Genomic DNA, 16,464 nt, shown 5'->3' on the forward strand with positions numbered 1-16,464 from the left:
ATTTCTGTAAGTTAAAAGAATTTAAACGTATAGCGATGCGTAGTTGTAAAACAGATACGAGTTTTGAAGCCATGATTCAATTGTGCGCGAGTTTAATTAACTCTCGGTAATTCTCAACAGACCCTAAAGTATTTTCTTGAATCAATGCACTGCAATGAAGAAATTTTCTATTAAGCATGCAGAACTCGGTTTAAGAAAACTGCATGTATTAACAAAAAATAACCTCGAATTAAGCAGGCACCTGCCTCAACATTTCTCGCGCCACATTCTCATAACTTAAAGTCTGCTGGCCATGCAATATAGTTTCAACGGTAAAAGAACCATCGGGATGAACTTTAGTTACAGTAAAAATCGTATTTTCAAACTGAGCTAATGTGACTTGCTGGCCAATTTCGATGTGATTCATATGGCTTTTACATTTATTAATCTGTCGATTTTTATTCTGTCATGATCTTCTAAGCTTTTGAACAGTTGTTTAACTTAAGTCTGTGAATAATTTTGTTAAAATCAAAAAATAGCCTTAAAATATTTTCATAAAATCACTATATTTTTATAATTCAAAGATTTATTTCCCATTAAAACTTGGGCTTTAAGTGACTTTCAATAGGTAGAAAACATCAGCTCATCTCTAAAAACGATGAGCAAAAATGAGCCGCTTTTCACCTATATGAGGAAAGTGGTGAATATCTTTATACATCTATTTGAAAAATAAATACTTTATTCAAAATCTTAGAACAAACTATTGTTGCTGAGCCAAGAGCAATGGAATCTGATGACCTTGACTATAATTATGCTTCTGATAGACCTGAGCAATTTCTGGTAGCTTGAGTTTAGCCGCCTCAATCCCAGCATCCATGGTCAACTCCCTGCCACGCACGTCAAAGATATGACCTTTTTCGCGTAAGTCTGGTTGAATCACTACATCGGCGTATTGCAGTTCCTCAGAAGCTAGACGTTGCTGCATGATATTGATGTTCTGGTTGAATAGGCCCCAGACATTGGTGGTTTCGGTATGGATCGGCTGTGCCAGAATATCGACAGCAATCACAATATCAGCGCCCAACTCACGAGCCACTTTGACCGGCACCGGACTGACCAGCCCTCCATCCACATATTCCTTTTTCTGGATAACAGTCGGAATAAACATGCTTGGAATAGAAACGGATGCACGCACTGCCTGACCGGTATTACCATAATTAAAAACTACGCGCTTGCCCTCTTTCAAGGCTGTGGCTACCACAAACATCGGGATTTTCATGGCTTGCAGAGGCGTCTGATCAACCTGTAAATTCACATAATTTTCAACTTTTTTGCCATCAAAAAAGCCTTTGCGGTCTAGCTTGATGTCGCGAACATCAGTGGCTTTCATGCTTAATGCAATATTACGCAGTTCAATCGCTGGTTTACCACTGGCATAAATGGAACCTACGATACTGCCAGCACTGGTTCCCACAATAAAGTCAGGTTGTATGCCTGCCTGCTCCAATACTTCAATTGCACCGATATGCGCATAGCCACGCGCACCGCCACTGCCAAGAACGAGTGCAATCACCGGACGGTTTTCTGTTTGCTTGATCTTGCGGAAATTGATCTGGTTTGGACGTGCCTGGGCTTCTGCTACTGAACTGGCAGATTTGATATGACTAGAGTTAGATGGATTAAAACCGGATGTCGTTTGGCAGCCGCTCAAACCTACCATTGTCATCGCCAATATACTCAGTACATATTTCTGCATGCAGAGCACGTCCTCATTTTGTTAAAGCAGCATAGTGTATAAACACATGCTTAAATAATCTGTAGAATTTCGTAAAACTGTCATACAGTTGCACTAATGTCTTTCAATTTTCAGCCACTGTATGAATACACCTTCACTGTACCGGATCTTTCTCACTTTCCTGCAACTGGGCTGTATGGCATTCGGTGGACCGGCAGCGCATCTGGTGTTTTTTCACCGTAAATTTGTCGACCAGTTACAGTGGTTAAATGCGACACAATATGGTCAGCTGGTTGCATTAGCGCAGCTTTTGCCCGGCCCAAGCAGCAGCCAGGTAGGCCTTTCAATTGGCTATCTGCAAAGGGGTTATGCTGGAGCATTCATGGCCTGGCTTGGGTTTACCTTACCTTCAGCGCTTTTGATGAGCTTGATCGCCGTACTTGGTCAGTACTATTTCCATATTCTAAACTCAAACAGCTTTCATAGCATTCAATTGATCGTTTTTTCTGTAATCGTCTGGGCATTCTGGCAAATGCTCAATAGCTTCTGCAAGAGCATCTGGCAATATGTACTGGTCTTCATTTCCGTCCTGATTCTGAGCTTCATTAGTATCAGTTTGAACCAGCTACTGGTCATTATTTTAGGGGCAGTTTTTGGCCTCATAATGGCAAAATTTTCCAATTCTCCTCAGGAAAATAAGCCTGCTTCAAATTCATCTACCATTCACTCAAGCTATATTCGGCCACGTCATGCACCTTACTGGTTCATCGCATTTTTATTACCATTTTTTCTGATTCCTATACTAGTCAAATCTGGTTCTTGGCCTGAACTCGCATTTTTTGCTGATTTCTATCAAACTGGCTCATTGGTCTTTGGTGGCGGGCATGTCATTCTGCCTTTGCTGCATCAGGACTTTGTGGCGACCAATTTACTTTCGCCCCAATCTTTCGATCTAGGTTATGCATTTGCCCAATTGATGCCGGGTCCATTATTTAGTTTTTCCAGCTATGTCGGTGCTCTGTTGCCTTGGACAGGTTCATCCTGGATTAATGCACTGTTAGCAACCTGTGCCATTTTCCTGCCTTCGTTTTTTCTGATTTTTGCTACTTTGCCTTATTGGTCATGGTTAATGCAGCAACGTATTATTTTTCAGGCGGTAAGCGGGATTAATGCGGCAGTGGTCGGACTACTTTTATATTTGCTGATTGATCTCTCTCAGGCATATTTTCGTTTCTGGTCTGATCTGGTTTTTGTCATCGTGATGATTCTACTGTTACGCTCGAAATTACCAGTCTGGTTCAGCCTGATTGCCGGATTTATCCTATATCAAAGCTATCTTAATTTTGTGTCATTCTAACCATTTAAACCCATAAAAAAGCCCCGAACCAGTCGGGGCTTTTGCTCAAGTCTTACCAGATATCTGATTTAACTTTATCTTTAAATTTCGGATGATCATCGAGCTTAAACTCTGGTTGCTCGATGCCACGTTTCAGCTGACCGGTATAGTCCTTGAGCAGCATCAAAATAAATGGCATCAGCAGCACAATCGCAATCAGGTTAATACTGGCCATGACACCCATGAACAGGTCCGCCATATTCCAGATCAACGGCACACTAGCAATCGAGCCGAAATACACCATAAACAATACCAGCAACCGGAAAATAAACATGACCTTGCTGTTATTATTGATGAACTGAATATTTCCTTCTGCATAGGCATAGTTACCAATGATAGAAGAATAGGCAAACAGGAACAGAATCAAGGCCAGGAAGTCATCGCCCCAAGCACCAATCTGGCTTTCAAGCGCCATCTGGGTCAAGGTCACGCCTTCAAAACCGGCATTTTCATATAGGCCAGAAACCAGAATCACGATAGCGGTACATGAACACACAACGAAGGTATCTACAAATACGCCAAGCATTTGAACCAGACCCTGATTCACCGGATGTTTCACGTCAGAGGCAGCCGCCGCATTCGGTGCTGAACCCATCCCCGCTTCATTCGAAAATAAACCGCGCTTAATCCCCATCATCATGGCCATCGAGATCATGGCACCGAAGAAACCGCCTGCAGCTGCTTCAAACTCAAATGCTTTGCTAAAGATCAGCTGAAAAATAGACGGCAACATATCGTAATTGATGACGGCGATATATAAAGCTACACCCAGATAAAGAACTGCCATGAAAGGGACCACCCCTTCAGCAACTTTTGCAATCCGTTTGATCCCGCCAAAAATAATCATGGCCGTAATCAAGACCAAGACCAGACCAATCCAGGAAACTTCCAGATCGAAACCACCTAATGGCAACATCAGATTGGCTTCATTCCAGCCCCAGGCATGTGAGGTTGCACCAGTAATCGCATTGGCCTGCACGGCATTGAACACAAAGCCGTAAGTCGTAATCAGCGCAATTGCAAAGACAATTCCCAGCCATTTCTGTTTAAGACCCTGAGTGATGTAATAGGCAGGTCCACCGCGGAATTGCTGGTTCTTGTTATCACGAACTTTAAATAACTGTGCTAATGAGGATTCTACAAAAGCAGAACTCATTCCCAGAAATGCAGTAAACCACATCCAGAACACAGCACCTGGACCACCGACAGCAATCGCAATGGCGACGCCTGCAACATTACCCACACCGACCCGGCTGGCCAGGCCTGTAACAAAGGCCTGAAACGGCGTAATACCATGGTCATCATCGACCTTGCTACGGCTGCGTTTCATGACTTTGATACTGTGCCAGAATAAACGGATCTGTACTGCACCGGTCATGATCGTATAGCAAATACCAACAGCGACCAGGAACACCACTAAAAAGTCCCAGAGTGGACCATTTAAGGCATCAACCCAGCCCAGTAAGGTTTCATTTAGCTGATCATTCATGTCATATCCTTATGAGCTTATGACTCATTATCAAGCCTAAAATTAGACGAAAAATTTCAAGATCATCTGGATGATCGTGGCATTAATCAAGTCAACGAAGAAAGCACCACATAATGGAACGATCAGGAAAGCTTTATGCGATGCACCATACATATTGGTAATCGCCTGCATATTGGCGACTGCCGTTGGGGTTGCACCCATCCCGAAACCACAGTGACCTGCAGCCAGTACTGCGGCATCATAGTTTTTGCCCATTACCCGGAAAGTGACAAATGCTGCATATAAAGCCATGGTCAAGGTCTGTGCACCGAGAATCACCATCAATGGTCCTGCAAGATCCGCCAGTTGCCATAGTTTTAATGACAGCAACGCCATGGCCAGATAAAGCGACAATGAAGCATTACCAAACACATCAATCGCACGGTCGAAGATCTGGATTTTCAGGATACCTTCCAGCACGTTACGCAGAATCACGCCGCCTGCCAGTGCCCATACAAATGTTGGCAGTTCAAATACTGTATCTTTACTGAAGCCAGTCATCAGCTCCGCAAATGCTAGACAGCCTGCAAACAGACCAAGTGTGGTAATGGCATTATCGGCAGTGATCAGACGGACACGATGTGGATATTCAAATTGCACATATTCATCTGTCGTGCTGTCCATTGGCGTGTTGTCACGTTTTTCGATCTGCTGATCGGTACGTGCCACAGCAAGATTATGACGGTTAATCAACAGTTTCGCCAAAGGCCCACCGATAATTCCCCCAATAATCAGACCGAAGGTCGCACTTGCCATACCGAGCGCCAAAGCCCCCTGAATACCATGCTCAACTTCCATAATTTCACCCCAGGCGCCAGCAGTACCGTGTCCACCAGTCAAGGTAATCGAACCGGCAATCAGACCGATCAGAGGATCAATACCCAGTAAACTTGCCAAGCCCATACCCACTGCATTTTGTAGGGCAATAAATGTTGAGATGGCAACCAGGAAGATCACCAGTCCGATCCCGCCTTCGCGTAATTTAGCGAAGTTCGCACTCAGACCGATCGAAGCAAAGAAAATCAGCATAAAACTGGTTTGCAGTTCCGCGCTCGTGGTAATGCTGTAGCCCCAGAACGAATGAACCAGCAGAGAGATAACCGCTGCAACCAAACCACCTGCGACAGGTTCAGGAATGTTGTAACGTTTTAGAAAATCGATTTTATCTACCAGAAACCGGCCCAGTAATAGCACAATTACTGCAGCGATCAGGGTATAAAATGCGTTAAAAGTAAAATCCATAATTTTTTTGTCCAAGATGGTTCTGAATTTTTGTCATTCTAAAAGTCGTGTTGCGATTCATTTCCACAGAAGAAAACCTTACATTACCCCATGTAATTGTCATCTACTTCATTCATCCATCGCCTTTAGAATCAACAAAGCATTCCGCATCTGTTTCAAACTTATGAATATCATCGTGATGATCATATTCAGTGAGAGATTTATAAAAGCGAAAAACAGCCTTTTGCTGATTGCATAAGCTACGCCAGATGCATAAATTCATCTAAGCGTGCAACTCATAGCGATAACATCCAGCCTATATTTTTTACTTCTCAACCAGCATGAATTGCTGCATGAGTGCTTTTAACCTAACTGAGTTCATCAAGTCATTTGCAATAAGATATTTCAAATAGAGCTTGACCATGCAATCTTCATTATTTCTTCAAAATGCATGTATTCAACTGAAAAGTCGCACATTATGCTGTTTCTTTGTATAAAGTTTTATTGTTTTTTATTAACTATAGTTAGTGAATATATAAAAAATAATTATAACTTCTTATTTTTTATAGTTTACTACCCCCAAATTTTAATCGAAATAAAATATTAATTGAACGTAAAAACGGATATTTAATTTTATTTTTAAGATTGAATTTTAATCATTCTATTTTGTTCTTAACTTTCCTTTTAGTTCCAGCCATCGATGTTAATTGCTCAAGATATCAGCATCTAAAATATCGGTTGCATTTTTAGAAGGAGTTTTGTTTAAGCATTCAATAAATTTCTTAGGCTATTTATATAACTTCTATATCTCTTAAGTGCATTCTCATTCATGTGATTTTTATTAATCATCATAATTCACTGTGAAACTAAAATTCCCCCTGCCCGACAGAGTTTGTTTGGTTTATAGTCAGTTCACCATCATTAAGGATATGAGATTGGAAATTAGAATGGATCAAAACCTCGTTCATGCTGTAGATCAAACCATTACTTCCCGGCATTCGGTTCGTGCTTTTCTGGATACGCCGGTCAGTACCGGCATGCTCAAAGACATTTTGACTGTGGCCAGCCGCGCCCCTTCAGGGACCAATACCCAGCCATGGAAAGTATATGTGCTGACAGGGAAAAAGCGTGATGAGCTGGTGCAGCGTGTCTGTCAGGCGCAAATGGAGCTTTACCAGAATCCGGCACTGGCCGAGCAATATAAAGAAACCTTTGCCTATTATCCCGAACAATGGTTCTCTCCTTATATCGACCGACGCCGTGAAAATGGCTGGGGCTTATATGGTTTGCTGAATATCCAGAAAGGCGAAAAAGAAAAAATGGCGCGCCAGAACCTGCGTAATTTTGAACTGTTTAATGCACCAGTGGGGCTATTCTTCACCTTACATAAAGATTTGGGCGTAGGTTCAAAAATGGATATTTCCATGATGATTCAAAACGTGATGCTGGCTGCCAAGGCACGTGGTCTGGATACCTGTCCGCAGGCTGCCTGGAATCATTTTCATAGCATTGTGCTAGATGTACTGGGAGCAGGTGAAGATGAAGAGCTGGTCTGTGGCATGTCACTAGGCTATGCAGATCCAGACCATATCGTAAATACCTTTATCACCCCACGTGTCCCGGTAGAGGAATTTGCCGTTTTTGTAGATGAATAAGATTTGATAAGCCATGATCCAAGCATCAACTTTGAGCTGCTTGGATTGTCTGACAGAGATATAGAGTTCTTGCAGCTCCTTATTTCTGTTTAACTCTAGGCAGTTCTAATTTCAATACAGATCTAAAGGCTATAACTACAAAGATCGCCATTACCAAGGCCATATTGAATAAAGCATCCCACAGCATAAAGTTCAGCAAAACCCCACCCAACAAACCGCAGGCAAATTGCATACTGCCCATGATCGCACTGGCGGTTCCCGCACGCGCGCCCTGCTCTGCCATGGCCAGCGCCATCGCATTCGGTCCCACAAAACCAATCGAGGCCACAACGACAAATAAGGCCGCCATAACTAGGACAACAGATTCAATATTCAGATAGCCTAAAACCAGTAAAGCCAGGACACCGATTCCCTGTAAAGAAGCACCTAGTTTTAAACGACTTAATACTGAAAGATATTGAGCCAGATGCTTATTCAGGGTCGAGAACAGCATGATTCCAACGGCATTCCCCCCGAAAGCATAAGCAAACTGCTGTTCAGTGAGATGATAATGATCCATCAGAATGGCTGAAGAAGCGCTGATATAGCAGAACATCACCGCCCCAGAAAAACAGCCCACCAGCATCGGTCGTCTGAAACTTTCATCCTGAAAAATGGTTCGGTATAAACTCAATACCTGTTGCAAATTCAGTTTAAGACGGCGTTCCGGGGGCAAGGTTTCCTGAAAGAAAAAATGCACACAGACCAGACTAAACAAACCACAGCCCATCAGCACCAAGAAAATAATATTCCACTCAAAGAACATCAGTACCCATGCGCCGAGACTTGGCGCAATAATCGGTGCAATGGTCGTTACAATCATCATGCTGGCAAAGGCCTGGGCAGCCGCCTGCATATCCAGCCGATCACGAATGGTTGCTCGGGCAACCACGACTCCTACACATCCTCCTAAGGCTTGTAATACCCGTGCTGCAATCAGGCTCCATTCATTCTGTGCAAACATACATAACAGGCTGGCCAGAATATACAGACTCAATCCAAAATAAAGCGGTGGCTTACGTCCAATCCGGTCACTGATCGGGCCATATAGCAACTGCCCAACCGCCAGTCCAAGGAAATAAGCTGGCAGACTATTGGAGACCATCTGGGTACTGACACCAAAATCCGCTGCCATTTCTGGCAAGGCAGAGAGATACATATCAATGGATAAAGGACCAAGTGCAGTCAGTGAAGCCAGCAAAATAATCCAGGACATGGCATAAGGTCGTGGTGCTGTCGTATTGGAGTTCATGTAATTAAAGATTTTAATGCGCAGTAGGCAGACAAATTAACATAGCGCATAGTATGATTTACATGGAAATTAAAAGTTATAAATATACTTTTTCTCATATGTATATTCAGCTTTGCAGCAAAGACTGCAAGAGAAAGGATCACCGTTGAAATCTTGGCTCAATCGTCTTAAGCACGCGACTTATAACACGACCCTGATGTATAACCTGCGTATGCTGATCGCTTTTGCAGGCACTGCCTTTGTTCCCTATTTCATGGGACAGCAGTTAATGACTATTCCACTCACCCTTGGAGTGGTGGCCGCAGGTTTAAGCGATATTGATGACCGCTTTTCCGTACGTATCCTGAATCTGTTCTATACCTATTTAGGCTTCTTCATTACCGCAGTGGCAGTCTATCTGTTATTTCCTTATCCGCTGCTGTTTGCTTCTGCCCTCATTGTTTCTTGTATTGTCCTGATTCTGCTTGGCTCTCTCGGCCGGCGTTATGCCACGATTTCCTATGGCTGTCTGGTGATTTCTGTCTATTCCATGCTGGGGGTTGAACTTTTTGATGGATGGTATCAGCAGGCAAGCTTGCTGCTGATTGGTGCGGTCTGGTATGGCTTTTTGTCGACCCTGAGCTTTCTACTGTTTCCTGCGCGACGTGCACAGGATAATCTGGCCAAATGCTATGCCTCATTGGGTGATTTCCTGTATGCCAAATCGAATCTGTTCGATGTCGATATGACGGCAAAAAGTTATCAGCAAAGCATGATCGAGCTGTCACTGGAAAATGGCAAACTGATTTCAATTTTTAATGAAATGAAGACTGTCCTTCTGACCCGCCTGAAAGGTGACCGGGGTCAGAAAGATACTCGTCGTAGCCTGCAATACTATTTTGTAGCGCAAGATATTCACGAGCGTGCCGATTCTGCGCATATTGATTATCAGAAACTGGCCAAGATTTTTGAACACAGCGACGTTTTGTTCCGTTTTCAGCGCATCCTGTCGATTCAGGGCAAAGCCTGTAAAGACCTGAGTGAAAGCATTCAGCAGCGCAAAACCTATAAACATAATAAACGCTTCAAACATGCCTTTGAAAACCTGAGATTGTCCCTGGAAAAATTGCGTACAGAACAGCAGTATGATCAGGTCTGGATCAATGCCCTATTTGCTTTATTCCAGAATCTGAAATCCATTGATGCGCAGTTACGCAACCTGGAAACTGAACGTAATATCAAATTTGATCGTGCTAAACATATTGAAAACCAGCTCAAAGATGACGACCTGAAAGGCTGGGAAGATATCAAGATTCGGGTCAAGCAGCATTTGACGCCTGAATCCGTGTTGTTCCGTCATGCTATTCGCCTGTCGATTGTGCTGCTGATCAGTTATATCATTGTCCAGCTGACCGATATTCAATATGGCTACTGGATTCTACTAACTGCGCTTTTTGTCAGCCAACCTAACTTCAATGCCACCAAACGCCGCTTACGTTTACGCATCGTAGGAACATTGGCAGGTATTCTTTTGGGATATGCCATTTTGTACTTCATTCCTTCCGTTGAAGGGCAATTATTACTGTTAATTTTGAGTGGAATTCTGTTCTTTGAATTACGTAGTAAACAGTATGCACAGGCCACTGCCTTCATTACCATTCTGGCCCTGATCAACTTTAACTTGGACGGTATGGGCTTTGCCGCAGCTATCCCCCGTATGATTGATACCCTGATTGGCTGTGCGATTGCCTGGTTTGGCGTGAGCTTTATCTTCCCGGATTGGAAATTCCGTCGCTTGCCGCGCAGCATTAGCCGTAGCCTGCAGGCAGAATGTGACTACTTGAGTGAAGTGATTGAACAGTATAAATCTGGACGGAATAATGGTCTGACCTATCGCGTAGTACGTCGTGCAGCCCATAATACGGATGCTGAAGTGGCTTCCCTGATCTCGACTTTGGCCACCGAACCTGATTTTGATCCTGTGCAAAAATCACAGGCTTTCGAGTTCCTGTGCCTGAATCATACTTTTATCAGTTATATTGCCGCGCTGGGTGCGCATCGTGAAAAAATTCAGGATCAGGATGTGCTGGACTTGCTGGATCAAGCCCTAGAAAATATTCGTGGTGCCCTGCTCTATGATGAAGTCCCTGACCTAAGCACCCAGAATATGATCCAGAATATCCGTCAGCGTCTGTCACAACAGCAGGAAGAAGACCAGAAACCATTGATCATTTTGCAGCAACTGTCTTTAATGTTTAGTATCTTGAAGCAATTGAGTCAGTTAAAGCAAAGTTTAAGTCACGAACGTGATGAACAGGCCACTGAATTGGCTTCATTATAATTTGGCCGATTTTGGAACAATATACTCACTGAATCAGCACAATTAATGCTAAACTTTTTACAGTTTTAAATCTGTTAATTTCATTATGACCGCGAAAAATTTATACGCTTATACCTTACAGCCTGTGAACTATGAAATTTCAGAAGCTGAGCAGCGTCATGCTCAGCTGATGATCTGGCGTAGTACCAATAAAATTGGCATGAAAGCCTGGCTGATCATGGGTGCTATTGTTGCCTTATCTATTTTGGGAATTATCCTGATCAAGAACTACTCGACTGTCATCTGCTGGGTGGCGATTGTCTGTGTAGTATTGTATTACCTGATCCGTACTTTCGGTCTGGAATGGTATGTTAAACGCAAGATGAATGAATTTCCGGTACAGGAAATTAAAGGCATCCGTCTGGGCGTGCAACCGCATGGTATCGTGATGCGCCAAAAAATGGGCATGCAGGAAGGTGTAGGTGCTATTGGCTGGAAAGACATCTATGAATGGTATAACACGCCGGAATTCATGCTGATCAATTTTAAAGTCAAAGGTCAGCAAGGTGCTTATATCCTGCCTAAACGTTTAGACAGTAAAAACTTCTCTTTCGCGACCATTCGCAAGCATCTGCAAGAAGAAGTGGGCGCACCAAAAGAAATCTAAGATATATCCCGGTTTTGAAAGACCTCCTGTTTCGACATGGAGGTTTTTTTACGTCTACCTTTTATCCAACTCATCGACACAAATGATAATGAGAATAAATATTATCATCATAATCTATAATTTGTTCTAATTCTTCAGTTATAATTTGCCTACTTTTACACATACCACCATAAATCTGACCATCATGTTTAAAAAGACATTTTTCCAAATCCACTGGTTTCTGGGGATTACTGCAGGTTTGATTCTCTCAATTATGGGAGTCACGGGTGCTATTTATTCTTATGAGCCGCAAATCTTAAAATGGATGAATAGCGACAGTTATACTGTACAGGTTCAAGAGCGAGACAAGCTTAGCCCTGCCCAACTGTATCAACATTTCCAGACCCAAAACCCTGAAATGAAAATTAACAGTATTACCGTGGCACAGGATCCAAGTGCATCCAGTACGGTCAATATTGTAAAAGAGGGAGCACGTCGTGGTTATAACATGATGGTCAACCCCTATACGGCTGAAGTCTTACCTGAAATTAAAGGCCGTGAATTCTTCCAGTTTGTACAGCAACTACATCGTAATTTGACTGTAGGACCCGTCGGTAAGCAGATTACCGGTGCCTGTACCCTGATGCTGATCTTTTTCGTCTTGTCTGGCCTGTATTTACGCTGGCCAAAACGTCATTCGATCAAGCAATGGCTGGCAGTGAAGCCGCAACTGAAAGGCCGTAACTTTATCTGGGATCTGCATGCAGTGGTGGGTACCTGGGTGGTAATTTTCTACCTGATTCTGGCTTGTACCGGTCTTACCTGGTCTTATGGCTGGTGGCGTGATGGTATGTATAAAGTTCTGGGCGTAGAACGTCCACAACCAGAAATGCAGGCCAATGGCGGTCGCGGCGAAGGTGGGCCACGTGGTGAACGCGGACAACGTGGCGATGGTGAAATGCGAGGTGAAGGTCGCCAAGGTGGTGAACGTGGACCTCGCGGTGAAGGTGAAATGCGTGCCGAAGGTCGTCCAGATGGCGAACGTGGACCTCGTGGTGAACGCGGACAACGTGGTGAAAGCCTTGAAGAAGCTGGCATGAGTCCAGAAAGTATTTTACGTGCGCTGGATCAGAGCTGGACTGGCTTCAGAACTCAATTCGCAGGTAAATATTCGACTGTGACATTTAACCTGCCGAAAAAACCGGATGGTGAAATGCAGTTGAGTTTTGTTGACCCTGTGGCACAACATGAACGTGCCCGCAACAATGCGACTTATAATTATCGCAGTGCTGAATTTACCGAAGTCCAGCTCTATGAAGATAAAAAGCTCAATGAAAAAATCATGAGCAGTATGTTACCTGTGCACCGTGGCAGCTTTTTTGGTCCTATTTACCAGTTCCTGGTCATGATTGCTGCATTATTAATGCCATTGTTCTTCGTGACCGGCTGGATGCTCTATCTGAAACGTCGTAAGCAGAAAAAACTTACTCTGGCTGCACGCCAAGGGGCAACTGCCCTGCCTCTGGATCCAAATGCCAAGCCTTGGCTGATTGCGTATGCTTCACAAACGGGTGTCTCTGAACAACTGGCATGGCGCACAGCTACTGCCTTACAGGAAGCACGTCAACCTGTCAGCGTTAAAGCAGTACAGCAACTAAGCCTTGAAGATCTGCAACAGGCAGAACAGGTTCTATTTGTAGCCAGTACTTATGGCACAGGTGAAGCACCTGACCTAGCCTCCTCTTTTGAAAAGAAAATTTTGTCTGCCAAAGCGGATCTTAATCATCTCAATTATGCAGTTTTGGCTCTAGGCTCCCAGGAATATCCTGATACCTATTGCAGCTTTGGTCATCGGATCGACCAGTGGTTACAACAGAGTGGTGCCAAGCAGCTCTTCAAGACCATTGAAGTGGATAATGCCAATAATGAGCATATCCAGCAATGGACCAATGCCCTTGCCCATGTGACCCAGTTTGAATTGCAGGATATGGGTATCGATAAAACCTTCGATCAATGGACTTTGAGCAAACGTGAATTGCTGAATCCAGACAGTCTTGGTGCGCCTGCGTTCAATATTGAACTGGTTCCACAGCATGAAGCCGTCTGGCAGGCAGGTGATATTGCCGAAATCCAGCCAGGAAACAGCCCTGAACGTATCCGTGCATTTATAGAGAAATACCGTATTGCCGCGGGTACACAAGTGCCTTCTCTGAAGCAAAGTATCGAACAGGCACTTTGGAATCGTGATTTGACTCAGGTTGATCCTTTTGATTCAGTAGATGAGCTGTTACAGCAATTACCAACTCTTGCTACACGTGAATATTCAATCGCCAGTATTCCAAGTCAGCAAGTGCTACGTCTGGTCGTGCGTCAGCAATCTGATGCACAAGGCCAGTTAGGTCTGGGCTCAGGCTGGTTAACACAGCATACTGCCCTAAATTCACCGATTGCCCTGCGTATTCGCAAGAATCAATCTTTCCATCTGATTGCAGATAACCGTCCGATTATCTGTATTGGTAATGGTACGGGGATCGCAGGTTTGATGAGCTTGCTGAGTGCGCGTAACCGTCAGGACTATACTCAGAACTGGCTCATCTTTGGTGAACGTCAGCGTGCCCATGATTTCTTCTTTGAAGAAACCATTCAGGCCTGGCTGCAAATGGGTACATTAAAACGACTGGACCTTGCTTTCTCTCGTGACCAGCAGGAAAAAGTTTATGTGCATCATAAATTGCGTGAGCAAGCTGAAGAATTGAAACTCTGGGTCGCTCAAGGCGCCGTGATTTATGTGTGTGGTAGCATTAATGGCATGGCCAGCGATGTCGATCAGGCTCTGATTGAAATTCTCGGTGAAAGCACAGTGGATCAATTACGTCTGGATGGTCGTTATCGTCGTGATGTATATTAAGATCAGCTGATCTATAAAAGACCGGGCTTCATGCCCGGTTTTTTATTAATAAGATAGAAGAAAAGATAAAAAGATTAATAAAAATATGAGTATCCAAATATCCAGCCAACTTAAACGAAGTCTCAGCCTGATCTTTGGTTTGATCCTTGGCATAAACAGCCTCTGGTTAATAAGTCAGGGACAAAGACATTTCGGTGTTCTTTTGCCAATTTTCATTAGCGTAGCACTGATCCTGTATGCTCTGCTCTTTTCAGGCATTCAACGCTGGAAACAGCATTCCAGATTTAGAATCTGGTTCTGGAATAGCCTCTGGGCCGGATTTCTACTATGGATGATCAGTGTCGTAATCTTCTTTGCTTATATCCAGATGTCTATTCGTACAAATGAATCTACACAACCTCCTGCCGCTATTCTGGTTTTAGGCAGCGGGATTACGAATGGACAGCCCTCACCCATCTTAAAAAGCCGTCTGGATACCGCGGCAAAATATGCAGCACACTATCCAGATACTTTAGTGATTATGACAGGTGGGCGTAATTATCGGGAAAGGCAAAGTGAAGCTGAAGTCATGCAGCACTATATTAACACTACCTATCCAGAACTCATCAACCCCATTCAACTTGAAGATCGAAGCAGAAGTACTGCTCAAAACCTGATGTATTCTCAAGTAATATTGGAACAACAAAATATAAGTCAAAATGATCCGATTGCGATTGCAACCAGTGATTTTCATAGTCCCCGTGCACGCGCCATTGCCAGACACCAAGGTTATCCGCAAGTGATTAGTTTGAGTGCCAGCACTCCTCTTTATCTGCGCTATAACTCCTGGTTAAGAGAATATTTTGCCTTTTTGAGTGGCTGGTTGCTCAATGAATATTCACTATCTGAATAAGTGACTTAAGCATTAAATTAATTTAAACGGATATGCCTTGGCGAAGGAATCGCTGGATTTTTGAATAGTTCAGGTTTCTGTACATAGACCTGATACAGGTAATTTTTAAGATCCAGCAAAAGTTTTTCAGGCGCGACCAGAATATTCTGCCCTTCCGGTGTCAGATCCAATGACACAATAGTGCTTTCCTGACGTAAGAAAGGAATGACCTTTTCAACAAAATCTTTGAGGGTAATTTCCTGAATCTGGTAATTGGCCCAGTTATCTTTAATGAGTAGTCTGGCCAGACCTTTGCTTTGCCAGGTCGCGAAAGCACGCTGTCCTGTCGGCGTGGCACATAAAGCCCAGCCCTCTTGGTAAAGTGCAAAAATGCCACCTTGGGCAACAATAGCTTCAATAAAATTTTTATAAACTTGTAGCGGATCGTAGGCGGTATTTTGCGATTTGATCGCTGCCTTGCGCTGATATGGATTTCTCATAGTCTGAAATCTTCAAATTATTATAGACTTCGAATTCTATGAAATATTCAGGATTTAGGCAAGAAAGATATGGTGGGCGCTGACGGGATCGAACCGCCGACATTCTGCTTGTAAGGCAGACGCTCTACCAACTGAGCTAAGCGCCCTGAAGAATAAAATAGCAGTGCTATTTTATGATGCAAGACAAGCGAAGCGCGTAGTCTTGAATTTTGAAACACATTTTCCACATCAGGGAATGAAAAATGGCGCAGCGGACGGGACTCGAACCCGCGACCCCCGGCGTGACAGGCCGGTATTCTAACCAACTGAACTACCGCTGCATCGCGTATATCTTTAGAAGATATGGTGGGCGCTGACGGGATCGAACCGCCGACATTCTGCTTGTAAGGCAGACGCTCTACCAACTGAGCTAAGCGCCCTTAAAGGGTCAAACTG

General features: G+C 43.8%; 12 protein-coding genes and 3 tRNA genes. 6 read left to right on the forward strand and 9 right to left on the reverse strand.

The window, feature by feature from the left end:
* Positions 1 to 229: 229 nt before the first annotated feature.
* Positions 230 to 406, reverse strand: a complete 177-nt coding sequence (locus FTV13_RS10305) for a hypothetical protein (RefSeq protein WP_162835329.1) — start codon at positions 404 to 406, stop codon at positions 230 to 232.
* Between the two features lie 333 nt (positions 407 to 739).
* The gene (locus FTV13_RS10310; protein ID WP_159123384.1) at positions 740 to 1,735 is read right to left on the reverse strand and encodes a patatin-like phospholipase family protein; all 996 of its coding nucleotides are present in this window, start codon (positions 1,733 to 1,735) and stop codon (positions 740 to 742) included.
* Between the two features lie 121 nt (positions 1,736 to 1,856).
* Between FTV13_RS10310 and chrA the strand changes: the two genes are divergently transcribed.
* Complete coding sequence (chrA, locus tag FTV13_RS10315) at positions 1,857 to 3,071, forward strand: chromate efflux transporter (RefSeq protein ID WP_180011974.1); 1,215 nt, start codon at positions 1,857 to 1,859, stop codon at positions 3,069 to 3,071.
* A 52-nt stretch (positions 3,072 to 3,123) separates the two neighbouring features.
* Here the strand turns inward: chrA and FTV13_RS10320 are convergent, their stop codons facing one another.
* Together FTV13_RS10320 and gltS are read right to left on the reverse strand one after the other, a co-directional pair.
* Positions 3,124 to 4,599: a sodium:alanine symporter family protein gene (locus FTV13_RS10320; RefSeq protein ID WP_180011976.1), complete on the reverse strand. Its 1,476-nt coding sequence runs from the start codon at positions 4,597 to 4,599 to the stop codon at positions 3,124 to 3,126.
* 42 nt (positions 4,600 to 4,641) lie between these two features.
* Positions 4,642 to 5,880: a sodium/glutamate symporter gene (gene gltS / locus FTV13_RS10325; RefSeq protein ID WP_004784955.1), complete on the reverse strand. Its 1,239-nt coding sequence runs from the start codon at positions 5,878 to 5,880 to the stop codon at positions 4,642 to 4,644.
* A gap of 926 nt (positions 5,881 to 6,806) precedes the next feature.
* On the opposite strand from gltS, the gene FTV13_RS10330 reads away from it, so the two are divergent.
* The gene (locus tag FTV13_RS10330; protein ID WP_180011978.1) at positions 6,807 to 7,514 is read left to right on the forward strand and encodes a nitroreductase; all 708 of its coding nucleotides are present in this window, start codon (positions 6,807 to 6,809) and stop codon (positions 7,512 to 7,514) included.
* A gap of 79 nt (positions 7,515 to 7,593) precedes the next feature.
* Here FTV13_RS10330 and FTV13_RS10335 read toward each other — a convergent pair whose 3' ends face one another.
* Positions 7,594 to 8,805 carry a multidrug effflux MFS transporter gene (locus tag FTV13_RS10335; RefSeq protein WP_159123380.1) on the reverse strand — a complete coding sequence of 404 codons (1,212 nt, stop codon included), beginning with the start codon at positions 8,803 to 8,805 and terminating at the stop codon, positions 7,594 to 7,596.
* Positions 8,806 to 8,950: 145 nt separating this feature from the next.
* On the opposite strand from FTV13_RS10335, the gene yccS reads away from it, so the two are divergent.
* The 4 genes from yccS (at position 8,951) to FTV13_RS10355 (ending at position 15,550) form a co-directional block, all read left to right on the forward strand.
* Entirely contained in the window at positions 8,951 to 11,125 is a 2,175-nt protein-coding gene (gene yccS / locus FTV13_RS10340) for a YccS family putative transporter (protein ID WP_180011980.1), read from the forward strand.
* An 85-nt stretch (positions 11,126 to 11,210) separates the two neighbouring features.
* Positions 11,211 to 11,771, forward strand: coding sequence for a YcxB family protein (locus FTV13_RS10345; RefSeq protein WP_004784963.1), 561 nt, complete (start codon positions 11,211 to 11,213; stop codon positions 11,769 to 11,771).
* 184 nt (positions 11,772 to 11,955) lie between these two features.
* Positions 11,956 to 14,658 (forward strand): sulfite reductase flavoprotein subunit alpha, encoded by a 2,703-nt coding sequence (locus FTV13_RS10350; RefSeq protein WP_180011982.1) that lies wholly within the window; start codon positions 11,956 to 11,958, stop codon positions 14,656 to 14,658.
* 97 nt (positions 14,659 to 14,755) lie between these two features.
* The gene (locus FTV13_RS10355; protein WP_180012021.1) at positions 14,756 to 15,550 is read left to right on the forward strand and encodes a YdcF family protein; all 795 of its coding nucleotides are present in this window, start codon (positions 14,756 to 14,758) and stop codon (positions 15,548 to 15,550) included.
* A 17-nt stretch (positions 15,551 to 15,567) separates the two neighbouring features.
* Here the strand turns inward: FTV13_RS10355 and FTV13_RS10360 are convergent, their stop codons facing one another.
* The 4 genes from FTV13_RS10360 to FTV13_RS10375 all read right to left on the reverse strand — a co-directional run bounded on the left by FTV13_RS10360 (position 15,568) and on the right by FTV13_RS10375 (position 16,448).
* Complete coding sequence (locus FTV13_RS10360) at positions 15,568 to 16,029, reverse strand: DUF2750 domain-containing protein (protein WP_004784968.1); 462 nt, start codon at positions 16,027 to 16,029, stop codon at positions 15,568 to 15,570.
* Between the two features lie 70 nt (positions 16,030 to 16,099).
* Positions 16,100 to 16,175: transfer RNA gene (locus tag FTV13_RS10365), tRNA-Val, on the reverse strand.
* Positions 16,176 to 16,272: 97 nt separating this feature from the next.
* Positions 16,273 to 16,349: transfer RNA gene (locus FTV13_RS10370), tRNA-Asp, on the reverse strand.
* Between the two features lie 23 nt (positions 16,350 to 16,372).
* Positions 16,373 to 16,448, reverse strand: a tRNA-Val gene (locus FTV13_RS10375).
* Positions 16,449 to 16,464: the final 16 nt, after the last annotated feature.

Source organism: Acinetobacter sp. YH12235, from assembly GCF_013417705.1.
Classification (GTDB): Bacteria; Pseudomonadota; Gammaproteobacteria; order Pseudomonadales; family Moraxellaceae; genus Acinetobacter.

Excerpts from the sequence above, each read along its gene's own strand:
- FTV13_RS10330 (WP_180011978.1), top strand. The coding sequence starts at position 6,807 with ATGGATCAAAACCTCGTTCATGCTGTAGATCAAACCATTACTTCCCGG.
- FTV13_RS10320 (WP_180011976.1), bottom strand. The coding sequence starts at position 4,599 with ATGAATGATCAGCTAAATGAAACCTTACTGGGCTGGGTTGATGCCTTA.
- gltS (WP_004784955.1), bottom strand. The coding sequence starts at position 5,880 with ATGGATTTTACTTTTAACGCATTTTATACCCTGATCGCTGCAGTAATT.
- FTV13_RS10345 (WP_004784963.1), top strand. The coding sequence starts at position 11,211 with ATGACCGCGAAAAATTTATACGCTTATACCTTACAGCCTGTGAACTAT.
- FTV13_RS10335 (WP_159123380.1), bottom strand. The coding sequence starts at position 8,805 with ATGAACTCCAATACGACAGCACCACGACCTTATGCCATGTCCTGGATT.
- FTV13_RS10310 (WP_159123384.1), bottom strand. The coding sequence starts at position 1,735 with ATGCAGAAATATGTACTGAGTATATTGGCGATGACAATGGTAGGTTTG.
- FTV13_RS10360 (WP_004784968.1), bottom strand. The coding sequence starts at position 16,029 with ATGAGAAATCCATATCAGCGCAAGGCAGCGATCAAATCGCAAAATACC.
- chrA (WP_180011974.1), top strand. The coding sequence starts at position 1,857 with ATGAATACACCTTCACTGTACCGGATCTTTCTCACTTTCCTGCAACTG.
- FTV13_RS10350 (WP_180011982.1), top strand. The coding sequence starts at position 11,956 with ATGTTTAAAAAGACATTTTTCCAAATCCACTGGTTTCTGGGGATTACT.
- FTV13_RS10305 (WP_162835329.1), bottom strand. The coding sequence starts at position 406 with ATGAATCACATCGAAATTGGCCAGCAAGTCACATTAGCTCAGTTTGAA.